This is a genomic window from Amycolatopsis sp. cmx-4-83 (genome assembly GCF_046548815.1).
GTDB classification, from domain to species: domain Bacteria; phylum Actinomycetota; class Actinomycetes; order Mycobacteriales; family Pseudonocardiaceae; genus Amycolatopsis; species Amycolatopsis pretoriensis_A.
Map to the genome: position 1 here is coordinate 618,129 of NZ_JAEBEF010000002.1, position 16,310 is coordinate 634,438.

A 16,310-nucleotide genomic window follows, 5' to 3' on the forward strand; every position below is an offset into this window, starting at 1 on the left:
GCGGGGCCGCGTCTTCCGGCCACCGGAACCCCGGCTGACCTGCGCCGACACCTCGCGGTGGCGACACGGGGCCGGCGTCGCCGGGTGTCGCCCGGAAGCGTGACCCCGTCCGGGCCGGCGCGGAGTGCGGCCACGCGCACACGTAGGGTGCGCACCGGCCGGCCCGTGGTGGACTCGACACCACCGGCGGTGCGAATACGCTTTACGGTGGCGTCGTCGAACCGTCGTGCCGGGTGCTCCGGGGTGCGGCGCGCGATGCCGCACGAGCAAGGAGGGGCAGTAGTGACGGCTTCCGGCCAGGGCACATTCGGCTGGCTCATCACGGACTTCGTGCGCCGGGTACCGGGTGCGGCGCACGCCGTCCTGGTGTCCGCGGACGGCCTGCTCCTGGCGCCGTCGGAAGGACTGCCGCAGGAGCGCGCCGAACAGCTGTCCGCGGTGGCGTCCGGGCTGATCAGCCTGACGTTCGGGGCCGCGCGCTGCTTCGAGGCCGGTGGCGTCAACCAGACCGTGGTGGAGATGGAGCGCGGCTACTTGTTCTTGATGTCCGTTTCGGACGGCTCGTCGCTGGCGGTGCTGGCCGCGCCGACGTGCGACATCGGCACGGTCGCCTACGAGATGACCCTGCTCGTCGAGCGGGTCGGCCAGCAGATCACCCCCGAGCTGCGCGCGCAGCTGCAGGGCGGCGTGCGTGGGTAGGGCGAGATGAGGATTTCGGGATTCGACGATCCGGACTCCAGCGGCTGGGACGCACTGCACCGCGGCACCGAGCGCGAGGGTTTCGATTCGCCCAGCAAGTTCGACATGTCGACGCTGTCGACGATCATGCCCAAGCGCAAGCCGGCGCGGCCGAAGGCTGACCCGCAGGGGTACACCGACGAGGACACCCGGGAGTGGGGCTCGTCGGCGGACGACGAGGAGTACGACGACCGCCAGGAGTACGAGGAGGCCGAGTACACGGGTGGGCACCGGCGTCTCGCCGAGGACGGCTACCCGCACCACGACCACCCGCGGCACGACCCCTCGGCCGAGCGCCCGCGCTACGCCGACAACGGTTATCCGCCCGCGGCGCCGCGTGAGTTCGTCGACAACGGTTATCCGCCCGCGTCGCCACGCGAGTTCGCGGACAACGGTTATCCGCCCGCGTCGCCACGCGAGTTCGCTGACAACGGCTACCCGCCCGCGCCACCGCGCGAGTTCGCGGACAACGGCTACCCGCCCGCGTCGCGCGAGTTCGCCCCGCAGGGCTACGCGGGCCCGCACTCGCCCCAGTACCCCGAAGACGGCTACGACCCCGCCGAGCCCGAGTGGCAGGACGGGCGGACCTACCGGCCGGAGCCCCCGCCGCTGGAACCGGCGTGGACCCCGCCGCGCGGCGCGCGTCCGCCCGCACCGCCGCGGCCCCCGGCCCCGGCCCAGCACCGGCCGCTCGCCCCGCGTCCGCCGGCCCCCCGGCCCCCGGTGGCGCCCCCGCCGTCGTGGACGCCCCCGCCGGACCCGGAGACCCGCTGGATCCCGCAGCCGGAACCGTGGGAGGACCCGGCCTGGAACGAGCCGGCCCGGGTCGCGAGCCCGGTGCCCGTCGCTTCGGCGAACTCGCGGGTCCGCCCGTACACCCGCACCGGCGGGCGCACGCGGTCCGACCACAACCTGGCGCTGGAGGCGCTGGTCTCGACGTCCGACGACGGCCGCCGCTACCGCGGGGTCCGCTCGGTCGAGCACCGGCGGATCTGCGACCTGTGCCTGGACACCCGGTCGGTCGCGGAGATCGCCGCGCACCTGCGGCTGCCGCTGGGCGTGGTGAAGATCCTGGTCGGCGACATGGCCGACATCGGGCTCGTGCTGATCCACCAGACCGAGCTGATCCTCGGGGACCGCTCGTCCCGCGAGTTCATGGAACGCGTGCTGGCGGGCCTGCGCGCCCTCTAGCCCCAGGTGAGGTCGAGGGCCAGGGTGTTGCCCGGCCCCGGCACCGCCGCGTTGACGACCGGCGTCGCCGAGCCGCAGTTCGCGAACTCGCCGATCGTGTACGTCGAGTTCAGCCGGCCGCCCTTGCCGGTGACGAAGCCGTCCGGCACGAGCTCCGTCGTCACCGGCTGCGCGGTGCCGCAGGACGCGCCGACGTCGTACGGGACGCCGTTGACGCGCACGTCCGACACCTTGACCGGCCAGGTCGCCGAGCCGGTGAAGCTGCCGAACACCGAGCCCTCGGCGCTGCCCGGCCCGAGCGTGACGGTGCCGCTGACCTTGCCGATCCCCGGCACCGACTTGGTCACCTTCACCGGGGGCAGCGTGATCGTGCCGTAGAAGGTGTAGGACCCGATGAGCGTGTACATGTCGAACTGCCCCGGCCCCAGCGGCAGGTCGGCGCCCGGTTTCGCGATGTGCGTCGTCCCGGTGACGGTGTACTTCGAGTAGACCGGTGGCCCGGCCGCGCTCGCCGTGCCGGCGAACCCCACCCCGCTCACGATCGTCGCCGCCACCAGCGCCGTCACCCGCGTTCCCCGCTTCATGGACCAGGCTTACCACCTGCGAGGGCGCTTCGGTGGAGATTCACCGGAATCAGTCCTCGACGATGGCCGCCGAGGTGATCCGGTGCAGGGAGTACCGCTCGTTGTTCTCGCCTTCGAGGACCCCGCCGCCGACTCGCACCGGCCGGATCACGCGCTGGCTGGCGGTGCCGCGGGAGTCCACGAAGCCGATCCAGACCTCACGACGCTCCAGCGTCGCCCGGGACAGCAGCTCGAGGGTGGCCGAGGTGTCCGCGCCGCCGCCGACCGGCGCGCGCACCGCCGAGCCGCGGCGCCGGGCCGAAGCCGCGTCGCCAGCGCGCAGGTTGGACACGATCCGGGTGGCCTGGTCTTCGGTGAGGACCGCCTGCTCGCCGGGGTTCCGGCGGGCCGCGCGCGCCTTCGCGGGCAGCCGCCTGCCGCCCGGGCGGATGTCGACGACCCGGCCGTCGGGCCCCTCCGCCGCCGGGGCGAACCCGGCCGCGCGCAGCCCGGCGAGCACCTCGTGCAGCGGGTCGGGGCTGATCACGACGGTCGGCGCGATCAGCCGCAGGTCGTGTTCGGCCGCGACGGGGTGGGCCAGCACCTCGGCCAGCAGCGCCTCGTCGTCGCAGCGCAGGAACGACGCCGCGACCCCGCCGCGCAGCCTGCCGTGCCGCCGGGCGACGTCGTCGACCAGGTAGCTCAGCCCCTGCGGCACCGGCGTCGCCGACTTGGCCTTGAAGAGCGCGTGCAGCTCGTCGGCGGTGCGGCCGGTGTCCAGCGCGCGCCGCACGGACGTCTCGGTGATCCGGTAGACGGTCGCGTGCCCGGCCGATTCGACGTCGGCGACCGCGGTCATCTCCGCGGCCAGCTCCGGCTCCAGCGGGCCCGGCGCGACCACCGTCAGGTCGGCCTGCAGCAGCACGTGACCGACCGGCGCGGGCAGCGCGTCCAGGATCGCCTCGACCGCACCCGGCCGGTCGTCGGCGAGCAGCGCGCGCGTCGCCGTCGTGACGCCGCCGAGCCCGACCAGGCCCAGCGCGCTCGCCTCGGCCATCGTCCAGCGGACGGTCTCGTCCCGCAGCCGCCCGCCGCGCCGGGGCGCCCGCCAGGCCAGCACGGCGACGAGCTCGTCGACGCTCTTCACCCCGGCGCCCTCGGGGAGGTCGGCCAGCGCCGCGAGGACCCGCCGCCGCGCGACCGGGGCGAGCGGGCGGCGCAGCTCCTCCGACAGCGGCGCGACCGGCTTGTCCTTGGCGTCGCGCCCGCCGGCCATGCCGGGCAGCCGCGGCAGCTCCAGCCACGCCTGGGCCAGCGTCATCCAGCGCTGCGCGGTCGGCGACGCGAGCCACGAGTCGGTCAGCGTCGTCGGCACCCACTCGGGCGCGGTCGCCTCGCTGTCGGCGACGAGCCCGGCGCCCACGGCCAGCTCGGCCAGCAGGGTCGCCTGCGTCTCGTCGATCTCCAGGTCCTTGGCGAGCTTCTTGAGCTCGCGCACGCCGAGGCCACCGGACTTCAGCACCGGCGGCGGCGCGGCCGACCACGCGCGCAGCAGCGATTCGGTGTGGCGCAGGAACTCCATCGCCTCACCGGCCGCGGCCTGGTCCACAGTGGACGGCTGGTGCGGGTGGACCGGCAGGCCGGGCTCGGTGAGCGTCCCGGGCGCGAAGGCCCCGCCGCGCACCGCCATGCCGAGCTCGCGCGGCAGCTCTACGGTCTGGTCGTCGCGGCGCAGCAGCAGCCCGCGGGCCAGCAGCTTCTGCACCGGCGTCTCGGCCTTCTCGAGCGAGAGGTCGATCCCGGCGTCGCGGGTCCGGCCGATCGGCGGGCCGGCGGCGAGGGCGTTGAGCACCCCGCGTTCGTCGTCGGGCAGCTCGGCGAGCCGGGCCTCGAGGTCCTCGCCCTCGAGCGGCGGCGAGGGAGCGCCCAGTCCGGCGGGGAACGGCCCGAGGGCCTCCCGGACCGCGGGCGGCACGCGCACGGCGTCGTCGGAGCCCCAGGCCAGCGCCCGCTTGCGCAGCCGGGTCAGCGGCTCGGTGACGTCGGTGCCGACCAGCTTCGCGATGTCTTCGACCGGCACCGGGTCACGGTCCGCGCCGGCCAGCAAGCAGGCTTCGAGCACGGCGAGGGTGAAGCTGTCGAGGTCTTCGCAGGCGCGCGCGACCGAGCCCGGCGTGCCGGCCCGGGTGGCCAGCACCGTGCTGTCGGAGGGCGGGGGCGTGGACAGGTCGCGCCGCGTGCGGAGCAGTTCGGTGAGTGCGCCGTCGGACTCCGCGCGCAGCCAGTCCGCCAAGGAGGTCGCGGGCATAGAAGACCAGGGTACCGGGCGGGTGCGACAGCTCGCCCGGGCTCAGGCAGACTGTCCCCGGAACACTGAACACGGCTGTGGAGGACGTTGTGGCCAAGGGCGAGAAGAAGCACAAGGGCGTCGACCCGACCTGGCCGGGCGAGGCCGGCGAACACCCCGTGACCGAGCTCGCGTCCGACCGCCAGGGCTCGCTGTCGCCGTTCGGCGACATCACGTTCCCGCTCGACTCGGTGCCCTACGTGCACCCCGAGACCGAGATCAACACCCGGCCGTAACGTTACTGGTCAGTACCGGTATCGGCCCCTCGTGAGGGCGGTCACGGGAGTAGGTTCGCTCCCGTCCCAGCCACCATTCCCATGCGGGGGTAAGTGCCATGCCGGTTCCCGGTCCCGGATATTCGATCACCGTCCGGGTCGAGGCCCCGGCTTCGTCCAGCGCGGCCGGTGACCTCACCACCGCCGTCGGGCGGGTCGGCGGCGTGCTGACCGCGTTCGACGTCGTCGAGTCGCACTCGGACTCGATCGTGGTCGACATCAGCGCCAACGCGCTGTCGGAGAACCACGCGAACGACATCACCTCGGCGCTGGACTCGCTGCCCGGCGTCAAGGTCCGCAAGGTCTCCGACCGGACGTTCCTGATCCACCTCGGCGGCAAGATCGAGGTCACGCCCAAGGTCGCGCTCCGCAACCGTGACGACCTCTCCCGCGCGTACACCCCGGGTGTCGCCCGCGTGTGCCAGGCGATCGCGAACAACCCCGAAGACGCGCGCCGGCTGACCATCAAGCGCAACACCGTCGCCGTGCTCACCGACGGCTCCGCGGTGCTCGGCCTGGGCAACATCGGCCCGGCCGCCGCGCTGCCGGTGATGGAGGGCAAGGCGGCGCTGTTCAAGAAGTTCGCCGACGTCGACGCGTGGCCGGTCTGCCTGGACACCCAGGACACCGAAGAGATCATCATGATCGCGAAGGCGCTGGCCCCGGTGTACGCGGGCATCAACCTCGAGGACATCGCCGCCCCGCGCTGCTTCGAGATCGAGAAGCGCCTGCGCGAGCAGCTCGACATCCCGGTGTTCCACGACGACCAGCACGGCACCGCGATCGTGGTCGTCGCCGCGCTGCGCAACGCCCTGCGCGTGGTCGGGAAGAACATCGAGGACTGCAAGATCGTGGTCATCGGCGTCGGCGCGGCCGGCTCGGCGATCATCCGGCTGCTGCTGCGCAAGAACCCGGGCGACATCGTCGCGGCGGACATCGACGGCATCGTCCACTCCGCGCGCGGCAACCTCGACGACAACCTCACCTGGATCGCGTCGCACACGAACAAGCAGCAGGTCAGCGGCACCCTGCACGAGGCGCTTTCCGGTGCCGACGTGTTCATCGGCGTCTCGGCGCCCAACCTGTTCGGCGCCGAGCAGGTGGCGACGATGAAGTCCGACGCGGTGGTCTTCGCGCTGGCCAACCCGGACCCGGAGATCGACCCGCTGGAGGCGCAGAAGCACGCCGCCGTCGTGGCGACCGGCCGCAGCGACTTCCCGAACCAGATCAACAACGTGCTGGCCTTCCCGGGCGTCTTCCGCGGTCTCCTCGACGCGCACGCGAACAACATCGACGACAACATGCTGCTGGCCGCGGCCGACGCGATCGCCGACGTCGTGGACAACGGCAAGCTCAACGCGTCGTTCATCGTCCCGAGCGTGTTCGACAGCGCGGTGGCCCCGGCAGTCGCCGACGCCGTCCGCAAGGCTGTGCGCGCCGAGCGCTGAGTCCTCACTTCGGAGGGCCCCGGGATCGTTCTTCGGAGGGACGACCGGGGTCTTCCCCTTCTCTAGGCTGAGACGCAACTCACCAGGGGGAGATCGCATGCTGAGGAGTTCGCTGGTCGCCGTGGGGCGCTCCGGCTGTAGTCAACCGTCTTCTGCCGGGGGCTGGCCTTCCAGCTCTCGCCCACTGCCGCCCGGGGTAGCTGGGCTGGCGCGCACCGACCCCGGCGCATCAGCCGCCGGTTCGTCGCGTTCCGGGCGTCCAGGTCGCTCAATCCGCCGAGGGCCCCTGAACCGGGCGCGCCCATCCGTGGTCACCAAAACCCGCCCTGTGGCCCGGGCAGTCGCGGCGATGATCAGGTCGTGGGCCCGGCGCACCTGCCCGCTCCGCTGCAGATGAGCCACCAGCTCGGCATGGTGCTCGACCACGCCCATCGAGTAATCGACGACCGGAGTAACAGCCAGCAGCTCAGCCAGAAACGCGTCATGAGCCGCCCGCCGAGCCGGGTTCGGGTCCAGCAGCAGCCCCACCCGATACTCCGCGACGACCAACGCCGGCACCGCGACGTCATCGTCATCGCCGATAGCCCTCGCCGGCAGCCGCTCCCGGGCCGCGTCGACCAGGACTCCCGTGTCGAGGATCAGTCGCGCCACGGATCACTGTCCAGCTCGGCCGACGCCGTCTCGCGGACCTTCGTCGCGTTCTCCGCGAACCGGTCGTCGACGTCGAGCTTGCCGGCCCAGCGGTGGAACACCGCGCACACCGCGACGCCGTTCGCGTGGGGGGCGGGCACGATCAGCGCCACCCGCTTGCCGGATCAAGGGGTCGCGCCGACCCGCCCGGCCGCGCCGGAAGTAGCCTCGGCTTGTGAGTGAACTCAGCCACGTCGACGAAACCGGCGCCGCCCGGATGGTCGACGTCTCCGGCAAGACCGCCACCGCGCGCACCGCGCTCGCCGGCGGGACCGTGCGGACCACCGCCGAGGTGCTCCGGCTGCTCGCGACCGACGGCCTCCCCAAGGGCGACGCGCTCGCCACCGCGCGCATCGCCGGGATCATGGGGGCCAAGCGGGTGCCCGAGCTGATCCCGCTGTGCCACCAGATCGCGCTGTCCGGGGTCAAGGTCGAGTTCGAGCTGGGCGAGGCCGAGGTCCGGATCCTCGCGACCGCGAAGACCACCGACGTCACCGGCGTCGAGATGGAGGCGCTGACCGCCGTGGCGGTCGCCGGGCTGACCGTGCACGACATGATCAAGGCCGTCGACCCGGCGGCGACGCTGGACGAGGTCCGCCTGCTCCGCAAGGACGGCGGCAAGACCGGAACCTGGGAGCGGCCGTGAAGCGCAGCGCGCGCGTGATCGTGGCGTCCAACCGCGCCGCGAAGGGCGTCTACGAGGACAAGACCGGGCCGGTGATCGTCGCCTGGCTGGCCGGACGCGGGTACGACGTGCCGGCGCCGGTCGTCGTCGAGGACGGCGAGCCGGTCGGGATCGCGCTGCGGGCCGCGCTCGCGGACGGCGTCGCCGTCGTGCTCACCACCGGCGGCACCGGCATCTCGCCGACCGACCGCACCCCGGACGTCACCCGCGGGGTCCTGGACCACGAGCTGCCGGGTGTCGCGGACGCGATCCGCGCGGCCGGCCTGCCGAAGGTGCCGACGGCGGTGCTGTCGCGCGGTGTCGCGGGCGTGGCCGGGCGGACCCTGGTCGTCAACCTCCCGGGCTCCAGCGGCGGCGTGAAGGACGGCCTGGGCGTCCTGGACGGCATCCTGGACCACGCGGTCGACCAGCTGGCCGGCGGCGACCACCCACGGCCCGCGGCGGCCGGCCCGGCGGTGCGTGTGGCGCGGGCGCTCGTGACCGAAGACGTGTTGTCCGTCGACGAGCACGCCCGCCTGGTCGAGGACGACGCGGCGGGCGCGGTCGTGACCTTCTCGGGGGTCGTCCGCGACCACGACGGCGGCAAGGGCGTGCGCGACCTGACCTACGAAGGCCACCCGAGCGCGAACCAGGTGATCGAGGACGTCGTCGCGGACCTGGCGGTGCGCTGGACCGGCGTCCGCGCGGTGGCGGTGAGCCACCGAGTCGGGGCGCTGACGATCGGCGACGTCGCGCTGGCGTGCGCCGTGGCGGCCGAGCACCGCGGCCAGGCGTTCTCGGCCTGTGCGGAGCTCGTGGACGAGGTCAAGGCGCGGCTGCCGATCTGGAAGCACCAGCACTTCACCGACGGCACCGACGAGTGGGTCAACTCGCCCTGATCCGGAAGACGAGGCTCAGCTTCACGAACATCGGCACCTTGCGCGGGAACGCCCGCATGACCTGCTCGCGGACACCGGGGTCGGTCAGGACATGGATGGTGCCGGTGAGGCAAGGCAGAGCGGGTCCGCACGCGGCGTCGGACTTCGGCGCGGCGAACGAAGTGGTGGACGAAGCCGCGGCGGGCGCGCTGACGGCGGGCCGGCTGGCCGCGGAGGCGAACTTGAGCCCTGCAGCAACGTGCAGCGGGCGGAAGCCGCCTGAATCCGGGCTCGGTGAACCCGGGTAACCACTCAGCCCTCCACCGCCCGGGGGATCGGCGGTGGAGGGCTGGGCGGAGTCACGGCTCGAGGCCGTTACGCATCACTGCGCGATCGTCACTTGGTGGCGATCTTCTGCCCGACGAGGATCATGTCCGCGTTCGGGATGTACTTCGCGTTCAGGTCCTGCAGCTTGGCGTAGCCGCCCTGGACGTTGAACTGCTTGGCGATCTTGGACAGCGTGTCGCCCGCCACGACGGTGTAGTCACCGGCCGGGTTCGAGCTGCTGACACCGGACACCGCGGGGGCCGCCTTCGGAGCCGCCGCCGCCTTCGGGGCGGTCGTGCTCTTCTTCGGGGTCACCTTCTTGGTGGTGTTGGTCTTCGCGCTGGCCTTGGGGGCCGACGAGCCGCCGCCCTTCTTGCCGCAGACCGGCCAGGCGCCGATGCCCTGGCCCTGCAGGACGCGCTCGGCCACGGCGATCTGCTGGTCGCGGGACGCGTTCTGCGCGTTGCCGGTGCCGCCGTAGGCCTTCCAGGTGCTCTGCGTGAACTGCAGGCCGCCGTAGTAGCCGTTGCCGGTGTTGATGCTCCAGTTGCCGCCGCTTTCGCACTGCGCGATCGCGTCCCAGTTGGTCGCCGACGCGGGGGTCGCGGCGATCGCGAGGGGAGCGCCGACCGCAATGCCCGCGATGGCGACGCGAGCGACGGTGCGGGTGGCAGCGGACATCTTGCGGTGCTTGCCTCGGTAAGACATCTGAATGCTTCTCGGTTTCCCTGCGCCTACGAGCCTGTGCTGAGGGTCAGGATCGGGGTCCTGGCGCCGGCCGTCTCAGACCGGCAGACGAGTCCGACGCACGTCGCGTCTTCGTCGTCCCCTCGTCCCTGTCCGGAAATGCTTTCGCTCGGGGTATGGGTCCGGGGATCCGCTGGACAGGGCTAGGCGCTACGGATTCCCGGTCGTGCTGGCTGGTCGGGGCCAACCGAAAAGCGACGGTACGTAACGATGGCCGTGATCGGAAATTATTCGGGGCGTGACCTACGTCACAGTAACAGCACGCAACCCTGACCGATGCACATGTTTGTGCAGGTCAGCGGGCCGTTATCTGGCCGTTTCCTAGCCGAGATAAAACACGGATCGTGAGGCTTGCATCACGTGATTCGCGCGGCGAATGGACCATTCGCGCCCCCTGCCGAGCGAAAGAAGCGCGCATCTTATGGCTGGTGCGGGGAGCGCGCCAGACTTGACAATCCAGCCCCACTTGCCCCATGAGTCACACCAGTCCCACCTGTTGGTGGGGTTTCGAACCACGGCCGAAGCCACTTTCGTCGCCGGTGACGCTGGCTGAGGGCCACGCACCGCGACCGACCAGGCGAAACGGGTCACCGGATGGCGTTGCGGCGGGCTGGGATCAGCTTCTCGCGAACACCCGGATTTGATGACGCGCCACGCCGAGGGCGCGCAAGAGCGGTCGGCGAGCGGTCGGCTGCCGTACCCGAGCGGCGGCGAAAAGAACGGGAGGGGCGAACTCGCACCGGCGGGTGGACGGCGTGTCGGGGGCGGGCAACCGGTCTAGACGGCGGGGAGAGGGGCGCCGGGAGGCCCGGGCTGGGGCGGCTGGGCGCGGGAGGGGCTCGCTGGGGATGGCTTGGCTGGGTTGGGCAGGCGGGCAGGCTCGCCGGGGGCTTCGACTCGGCTGGGAGGGCTCGTTGGGAGAGGTCCGGCTGGGTCGGTGGGGCAGGGAGGGCTTGCCGGGGTGGCCCGGCTGGGTTGGCCGGGCGGGAGGGGCTCGCCGGGGATGGCCTGGCTGGGTTGGGCAGGCGGGCCGGGCGGAGAGGGGCTCGCCTGGCATGGCTGGCTGGGTTGGGCAGGCGGGCCATGCCGGGGCTCCAGTTGGGCTGGCTGGGCCGGGTGGGGAGCGGTTCGCCGGAATTGCCCGGCCGGATTGCCCAGGCGGACAGGCTTGCCGGAGGTTCCAGCTGGGCTGGGAGGGGGCTTGCCGGGAGGCCCGGGCTGAGCCGGCCGGGCGAGTAGGGCTCGCCGGGAGGGTCTTGCCGGGTGGGAAGGGCTCGCCGAACCGACGCACGCCAGGCCGCAGGGCGCCGGAGGGAAAGCCGCCACACGCGCAGGCAACCCCGCGCATGTCAGTACTAGTAGAGAAGCCTCAGCCGCCGGCGAAGGGCGGCAGGACGTCCAGCTCGGCCCCGTCGGTCAGCAGCCGGCCGACGTCGCGGACCGCGATCCCGTCCAGCAGGTAACTGACCGCGTCCAGCACCCGCGGCAGGCCCTCCGGGTGCAGCCGGCGGAGCTCGGTCACCGCGTCGGCGACCGAGGCTCCCGTTGTCAGCTGCACCTTCTCCTCGTCGACGCCCGCCGCGGCTCGTGCTGCCGCGAAGTACCGGACCACGATGGTCAGGGTCGTCATCTCAACCGCCGATCGCGCTCATCGGCCGGATCGGCTGGGCGAATCCGGCGTCGTTGATCTCGTGGCCGGCGAGCTTGCCCCACATCGTGGCCCGCCAGGCGTCCGCCACCTCCTCATCGCGCGCGCCCGCGCGCACGAGGGAGCGGAGGTCCGTCTCGTCGTTGCTGAAGAGGCAGGAGCGGACCGCGCCGTCGGCCGTCAGGCGGGTGCGCTCGCACGCCGCGCAGAACGGCCTGGTCACCGACGCGATCACGCCGACGTCGCCGGGGCCGCCGTCGACCAGCCAGCGCTCGGCCGGTGCGCCGCCGCGGGCGACCGGGAACGGGGTCAGCTCGAACGCGGTGCCCAGCTTCTCCAGGATCTCCGCCGCGGTGATCATCTCGCCGCGGTTCCAGCCGTGCTGGGCGTCCAGCGGCATCTGCTCGATGAAGCGCAGGTGGTAGCCCTCGGCCAGGCAGAACTTCAGCAGCGGCACGGCTTCGGCCTCGTTGACGCCGCGCATCAGCACCGAGTTGACCTTCACCGGCGACATCCCGGCGTCCCGCGCGGCCGCCATGCCGGCCAGCACGTGCGAGAGCCGGTCGCGGCGGGTGATCTTCTCGAACAGCTCCGGGTCGATCGTGTCGAGCGAGACGTTGATCCGGTTCAGGCCGGCCTCGGCGAGCGCCTTGGCGCGCCGGGCCAGGCCGATCCCGTTGGTCGTCATGGACAGCTTCGGCCGCGGCGAAAGGGCCGTTACCCGCGCGACGAGGTCTTCGAGGCCCGGCCGCAGCAGGGGTTCGCCGCCGGTGAGCCGGATGTCGGTGATGCCGAGCCGCTCGACGGCGATCCGCATCAGGCGGACCAGTTCGTCGTCGGTCAGCACCTGATCGCCCGGCATCCAGTCGAGGCCTTCCGCGGGCATGCAGTAGGTGCAGCGCAGGTTGCACCGATCCGTCAGGGAAACCCGGAGATCGGTGGCCACCCGGCCGAAGGTGTCGATGAGTTGCGGGTTCTCGGGCCTGGGCACGCGAGAAGACCCTCGTGTACCGGGGACGCGAGGAAACCCGAGATCCACTGCCGTCATTACGCCCAGAGTAGCTCCGGAACGCGCGAAGTGAGCGGCTCGCTACGATACTTTGACGAGTGAGTGGTTCAGTTGCCGAACTAAGAGGGCCCGTGACGGAAAAGACTTACCCGGTCACCGACGATGAGCTCTTCCGCTTCGCGGAATTGGGTCGCCAGGGCAGCACCCTGACGGTCCTCCGGCACGCCAGGATCGCCGAGCGGATGGGCCTGTCCGGCACCGACCACAAGACGTTCGACCTGGTCATCCAATCGGGCGGACCGTTGACCGCGGGGCGGATCGCGGAGCTGACGGGCCTGTCGACCGGCGCTGTGACCGGCGTCATCGACCGGCTCGAGAAGGTCGGGCTGGTGAGTCGCGTCCGCGATCCCGAGGACCGCCGCAAGGTCCTCGTGGCGGTCGTGCCGGGGGCTGAGGAGCGCTTCGCGCCGCTCTTCGAGTCGGCCTTCGACGCCCTTCGCGAGACCTTGGCGCAGTTCTCCCCGGTCGAGCGAAAAGCCATCGAGCGTTATCAGAACGTCATGCTCGAACAGCTCCGCGCGGAAATCCTCGACAATGGCCGCCCCGCGTAGCTTTTCCTCAACTGCGGAGATAATGTCTGCGGCATGCCGCAATTTCGGTTGTCCGAGGCCGCGCGTCTGCTCGGCGTCAGTGACGACACCGTCCGGAGGTGGGTGCGCGCGGGGCAGCTGACCGCGACCGACGACGCCGCCGGGCGCAAGGTCGTCGACGGCGCCCAGCTGGCCGGGTTCGCCCGGGCCCAGGCCTCCGGCCCCGAAGACCCCTCCACCGTCGGCCGCTCCGCCCGCAACAGGTTCGTCGGGCTGGTGACCGAGGTCGTCGCCGACAAGGTGATGGCCCAGGTGGAGCTGCAGTGCGGGGCACACCGGGTGGTGTCCCTGATGAGTACGGAAGCCGTCCGCGAGCTGGGCCTGCGCCCGGGGGTGCTCGCGGTTGCCGTGGTCAAAGCGACCACTGTCGTGGTGGAGACACCGGAAGGAAGTCGATGAAGAAGCTCGCTCTCGCCGTCGCGGCCGTCGCTCTGTTCGCGGGCGCGTGCAGCAGTTCGGACCAGCCCAGCACGCAGACCGGCGGGTCGTCGGCGAGCGCCCCCGCGCCGAAGGGCAGCGGCGATGCCGGCACCGGCACGCTCACCGTGTTCGCCGCCGCGTCCCTCACCGAGTCGTTCACCGCGCTCGGCAAGGAGTTCGAGGCCCAGCACCCCGGCGTCACCGTGAAGTTCAGCTTCGCGGGCTCGTCCGGCCTGGTCCAGCAGCTGACCAACGGCGCGAAGGCCGACGTCTTCGCCTCGGCCGACCAGGCCAACATGGACAAGGCCGTCCAGGGCGGCGTGATCGACGGCCAGCCGACGGTCTTCGCGACCAACAAGCTCGCCATCGCCGTCGCGCCGGGCAACCCCAAGGGCATCAAGTCCTTCGCCGACCTGAACAAGGCCGGCCTGACCGTCGTCACGTGCGCCCCGCAGGTGCCGTGCGGCTCGGCCACCAAGAAGGTCGAGACCGCCACCGGCGTCACGCTCAAGCCGAAGAGCGAAGAGCAGGACGTCAAGCAGGTGCTGAACAAGGTCGCTTCCGGCGACGCCGACGCGGGCCTGGTCTACGTCACCGACGCCACCTCGGCCGCGGGCAAGGTCGAGAAGGTCGACTTCCCCGAGGCGGGCGGCGCGGTCAACAACTACCCGATCGCCGCGGTCAAGGGTGGGCAGGCCGCGCTGGCCAAGGAGTTCGACGACTTCGTCCTCGGCACCGAGGGCAAGACCGAGCTGAGCAAGGTCGGGTTCGGCCCTGCGCAGTAGACGGTCCGCGAACGGCCGGCCGGGATCCGTCCCGGCCGGCCGTTCGCGCGTCCCGTGGGTGCTCGCGATCCCGGCCACGCTCGCGCTGGCCCTGGTCGTGCTGCCGGTCGTCGGCCTGCTGGTCCGCTCGGACCTGACGCGGCTGCCGTCGCTGGTCGCCACGCCGTCGTCGTGGCACGCGCTGCGGCTGTCGCTGATCACCGCCGCGCTGTCCACCGTGGCCTGCGTGCTGCTCGGCGTGCCGCTGGCCGTCGTGCTCGCGCGCGCCCGGTTCCGCGGGGTCCGGCTGCTGCGCTCGATCGTGCTGCTGCCGCTGGTGCTGCCCCCGGTGGTCGGCGGTCTCGCGCTGCTCTACCTGCTCGGCCGCAAGGGTTTCCTCGGCATGCTGATCACCACGCTGACCGGGGAGCCGGTGCCGTTCACGACGACCGCGGTGGTGATCGCGCAGACGTTCGTCGCGATGCCGTTCCTCGTCGTCAGCCTCGAAGGCGCGCTGCGGAGCTCCGGCGACCGCTACGAGCAGGTGGCCGCGACGCTGGGCGCGCGCCCGTGGACGGTCTTCCGCCGGGTCACGCTGCCGCTGCTGCTGCCCGCGCTCGGCTCCGGCGTCGTCCTCAGCTTCGCCCGCGCGCTCGGTGAGTTCGGCGCCACGATCACGTTCGCCGGCAGCCTCGAAGACGTCACCCGCACGCTGCCGCTGGAGGTCTACACGCAGGCCGAAGTGGACATCGACAGCGCCGTGGCGCTGTCCCTGCTGCTCATCGTGGTGGCGATCCTGGTCATCGCCGTCGCGCGGCCGCGGTCGTGGGAAGGCGGCCTGCGGTGAGCCTGACCGCCCGGATCGAGGCCGTGCGCGGCTCGTTCACGTTGGACGTCGACCTCGACGTGCCCACCGGGTCGGTGCTGGCGCTGCTCGGCCCGAACGGCTCGGGCAAGTCGACGGTGCTGGGCTGCCTCGCGGGCTTGATCACCCCGGCGTCGGCGGAGATCGCGGTGGCCGGGCGGGAGCTGTCCGGGGTGGCGCCGCACCGCCGCGGGATCGGGCTGCTGTCCCAGGACGCGCTGCTCTTCCCGCACCTGTCCGCGGTGGACAACGTCGCGTTCGCCCCGCGCTCGACCGGCGCCGGCCGCCACGCCGCCCGCGAGCGCGCCTACTACTGGCTGGCCGAGGTGGACGCCGTCGGGCTCGCCGACCGGCGGCCCGGGCAGCTGTCCGGCGGCCAGGCCCAGCGCGTCGCGATCGCCAGGGCGCTGGCCGCGGAACCGGACCTGCTGCTGCTCGACGAGCCGTTCGCCGCCCTCGACGTCGACGCCGCGCCCGCGATCCGCGGCCTGCTGCGGCGGGTGCTGAAGACCGGGCCGACGACGGTGCTCGTCACCCACGACCCCCTGGACGCGCTCGCGCTCGCCGACCACGTCGCGGTGATGAACGGCGGTCGCGTCGTCGAACGCGGCCCGACCCGTGAAGTGCTTTCAGCCCCGCGGACGGCGTTCACCGCGCGGATCGCCGGGCTCAACCTCGTCGCCGGGACCGCCGTTCCCGAAGGGCTGCGGACGGCGTCCGGCGAAGTCGTCAGCGGGATCCCGGCGGCCGACGTGGTGCCGGGCGAGCCCGCCGTGGCGGTGTTCCCGCCGAACGCCGTCGCCGTCTACCCGCACGACGGCGAGCACCGCGGGAGCCCGCGCAACACCGCCGACGCCGTCGTCGCGGCGCTGGAACCGCACGGGCCGGTGATCCGGGTCCGCGCTGAAGGCGACGGCTGGGCGCACGGCCTGACCGCCGACCTCACGCCGGCCGCCGTGGCCGAGCTCGCGCTGGAGCCCGGCTCGGCGGTGACGCTCTCGGTTAAGGCCGCGACCGTGGTGGTGCACCCGGCCGCGGCTTCCCGAGTCCAAGACTGGTCGTGAGTGTTCAGGGCGGTTCTAACCG

18 protein-coding genes are annotated in these 16,310 nt (G+C 72.4%); 11 read left to right on the forward strand and 7 right to left on the reverse strand.

The genetic code is table 11. The annotated features are described in order from the left end of the window. Nucleotides 1–282: 282 nt before the first annotated feature. Both ACLJQM_RS07995 and ACLJQM_RS08000 read left to right on the forward strand, forming a co-directional pair. Entirely contained in the window at nt 283–699 is a 417-nt protein-coding gene (locus ACLJQM_RS07995; protein WP_247017874.1) for a roadblock/LC7 domain-containing protein, read from the forward strand. A 6-nt stretch (nt 700–705) separates the two neighbouring features. Next, nucleotides 706–1,929, forward strand: coding sequence for a DUF742 domain-containing protein (locus ACLJQM_RS08000; protein ID WP_410630594.1), 1,224 nt, complete (start codon nt 706–708; stop codon nt 1,927–1,929). On the opposite strand, the gene ACLJQM_RS08005 is transcribed toward ACLJQM_RS08000, so the two are convergent. Both ACLJQM_RS08005 and ACLJQM_RS08010 read right to left on the reverse strand, forming a co-directional pair. Next, entirely contained in the window at nt 1,926–2,513 is a 588-nt protein-coding gene (locus ACLJQM_RS08005) for a hypothetical protein (protein WP_410630595.1), read from the reverse strand. The two genes, ACLJQM_RS08000 and ACLJQM_RS08005, sit on opposite strands and share 4 nt — an antisense overlap. A 49-nt stretch (nt 2,514–2,562) precedes the next feature. Next, nucleotides 2,563–4,800, reverse strand: coding sequence for a helicase-associated domain-containing protein (locus tag ACLJQM_RS08010; protein ID WP_410630596.1), 2,238 nt, complete (start codon nt 4,798–4,800; stop codon nt 2,563–2,565). Nucleotides 4,801–4,889: 89 nt separating this feature from the next. Between ACLJQM_RS08010 and ACLJQM_RS08015 the strand changes: the two genes are divergently transcribed. Both ACLJQM_RS08015 and ACLJQM_RS08020 read left to right on the forward strand, forming a co-directional pair. Further along, nucleotides 4,890–5,075, forward strand: coding sequence for a hypothetical protein (locus ACLJQM_RS08015; RefSeq protein ID WP_247017882.1), 186 nt, complete (start codon nt 4,890–4,892; stop codon nt 5,073–5,075). 98 nt (nt 5,076–5,173) lie between these two features. Then, complete coding sequence (locus ACLJQM_RS08020) at nt 5,174–6,562, forward strand: NAD-dependent malic enzyme (RefSeq protein WP_410630597.1); 1,389 nt, start codon at nt 5,174–5,176, stop codon at nt 6,560–6,562. Between the two features lie 141 nt (nt 6,563–6,703). Here the strand turns inward: ACLJQM_RS08020 and ACLJQM_RS08025 are convergent, their stop codons facing one another. Together ACLJQM_RS08025 and ACLJQM_RS08030 are read right to left on the reverse strand one after the other, a co-directional pair. After that, nucleotides 6,704–7,213 carry a PIN domain-containing protein gene (locus ACLJQM_RS08025; protein WP_410630598.1) on the reverse strand — a complete coding sequence of 170 codons (510 nt, stop codon included), beginning with the start codon at nt 7,211–7,213 and terminating at the stop codon, nt 6,704–6,706. After that, nucleotides 7,201–7,353 (reverse strand): hypothetical protein, encoded by a 153-nt coding sequence (locus ACLJQM_RS08030; RefSeq protein WP_410630599.1) that lies wholly within the window; start codon nt 7,351–7,353, stop codon nt 7,201–7,203. The genes ACLJQM_RS08025 and ACLJQM_RS08030 overlap by 13 nt, the downstream gene beginning before the upstream one ends. 74 nt (nt 7,354–7,427) lie before the next feature. On the opposite strand from ACLJQM_RS08030, the gene moaC reads away from it, so the two are divergent. Beyond that, complete coding sequence (gene moaC, locus ACLJQM_RS08035; RefSeq protein WP_247017887.1) at nt 7,428–7,898, forward strand: cyclic pyranopterin monophosphate synthase MoaC; 471 nt, start codon at nt 7,428–7,430, stop codon at nt 7,896–7,898. Further along, nucleotides 7,895–8,815, forward strand: a complete 921-nt coding sequence (locus tag ACLJQM_RS08040; protein WP_410630600.1) for a molybdenum cofactor biosynthesis protein MoaE — start codon at nt 7,895–7,897, stop codon at nt 8,813–8,815. The genes moaC and ACLJQM_RS08040 overlap by 4 nt, the downstream gene beginning before the upstream one ends. Before the next feature lie 375 nt (nt 8,816–9,190). Here the strand turns inward: ACLJQM_RS08040 and ACLJQM_RS08045 are convergent, their stop codons facing one another. The 3 genes from ACLJQM_RS08045 to moaA form a co-directional block, all read right to left on the reverse strand. Further along, complete coding sequence (locus ACLJQM_RS08045) at nt 9,191–9,829, reverse strand: transglycosylase family protein (protein WP_281506219.1); 639 nt, start codon at nt 9,827–9,829, stop codon at nt 9,191–9,193. Nucleotides 9,830–11,237: 1,408 nt separating this feature from the next. Further along, nucleotides 11,238–11,498 carry a MoaD/ThiS family protein gene (locus ACLJQM_RS08050; protein ID WP_360780037.1) on the reverse strand — a complete coding sequence of 87 codons (261 nt, stop codon included), beginning with the start codon at nt 11,496–11,498 and terminating at the stop codon, nt 11,238–11,240. 1 nt (nt 11,499) lies between these two features. Further along, nucleotides 11,500–12,507, reverse strand: a complete 1,008-nt coding sequence (gene moaA / locus ACLJQM_RS08055) for a GTP 3',8-cyclase MoaA (RefSeq protein WP_360780034.1) — start codon at nt 12,505–12,507, stop codon at nt 11,500–11,502. A gap of 149 nt (nt 12,508–12,656) precedes the next feature. On the opposite strand from moaA, the gene ACLJQM_RS08060 reads away from it, so the two are divergent. From ACLJQM_RS08060 to ACLJQM_RS08080, 5 genes are read left to right on the forward strand one after another with little or no spacing between them, the layout of a single operon-like run. Further along, complete coding sequence (locus ACLJQM_RS08060) at nt 12,657–13,136, forward strand: MarR family winged helix-turn-helix transcriptional regulator (protein WP_247025486.1); 480 nt, start codon at nt 12,657–12,659, stop codon at nt 13,134–13,136. Nucleotides 13,137–13,169: 33 nt separating this feature from the next. Continuing rightward, nucleotides 13,170–13,574, forward strand: coding sequence for a molybdopterin-binding protein (locus tag ACLJQM_RS08065; RefSeq protein ID WP_285476866.1), 405 nt, complete (start codon nt 13,170–13,172; stop codon nt 13,572–13,574). Further along, nucleotides 13,571–14,380 carry a molybdate ABC transporter substrate-binding protein gene (gene modA, locus ACLJQM_RS08070; RefSeq protein WP_360780030.1) on the forward strand — a complete coding sequence of 270 codons (810 nt, stop codon included), beginning with the start codon at nt 13,571–13,573 and terminating at the stop codon, nt 14,378–14,380. The genes ACLJQM_RS08065 and modA overlap by 4 nt, the downstream gene beginning before the upstream one ends. Before the next feature lie 58 nt (nt 14,381–14,438). Further along, a complete protein-coding gene (locus ACLJQM_RS08075; protein ID WP_360780027.1) occupies nt 14,439–15,206 on the forward strand; it encodes an ABC transporter permease in 768 nt (255 codons plus the stop codon). Then, nucleotides 15,203–16,288, forward strand: a complete 1,086-nt coding sequence (locus tag ACLJQM_RS08080) for a sulfate/molybdate ABC transporter ATP-binding protein (protein WP_410630602.1) — start codon at nt 15,203–15,205, stop codon at nt 16,286–16,288. Before ACLJQM_RS08075 ends, ACLJQM_RS08080 begins: the two co-directional genes overlap by 4 nt. The last annotated feature ends 22 nt before the right edge of the window (nt 16,289–16,310 follow it).